Genomic DNA, 458 nt, shown 5'->3' on the forward strand with positions numbered 1-458 from the left:
TTCGGCAACTTCTTATCCGGGGCCTCGTGGTGGAAGATCGGTTGGAACTCCTTGGGGATGTTCTGGAAGTTCGGCGTTGAGGACAGGCGACCAGTGCGGGTGCCGACGTTAGAGTCACCAGACGGCGTTTTGGTCTGGTTCCAGGTCGTGAAGATCAGGCCGCCAGACGCTTCGGCCGTGGCCAACCAAGGCTGCATGAAGGTGTTCAAACAGGTGTTGAGCTGGGTGCGGTACTTCAGCACGGCCAACAGGACCTTGTCAGTCACCCCTTGCAGCAGCGCCTCCTTGTTCGTCTGGAACTTGCCTGTCGGCGTCCTGGGCAGCAGGTCAGGATCCGCTTTGCCGGCCTTCACCATGGCGTTGACCAGCTGCTCGCCTGAATCGAGGTTGATGTCAGGACTGGCTTTCAGGGTCTTGATGATCCAAGCATCGATCTTGACTCGCCACTCGTTATACAT

1 protein-coding gene is annotated in these 458 nt (G+C 58.1%); it reads right to left on the bottom strand.

Annotation, left to right across the window (positions count from 1 at the left end; all coding sequences use genetic code 11):
* On the bottom strand, positions 1 to 458 hold a 458-nt coding region (locus J5M71_RS28215; protein ID WP_207838907.1), incomplete at both ends, for a DNA polymerase.

Origin of the sequence: Pseudomonas sp. 43(2021) (assembly GCF_017490805.1) — a bacterium.
Lineage (GTDB): Bacteria > Pseudomonadota > Gammaproteobacteria > Pseudomonadales > Pseudomonadaceae > Aquipseudomonas.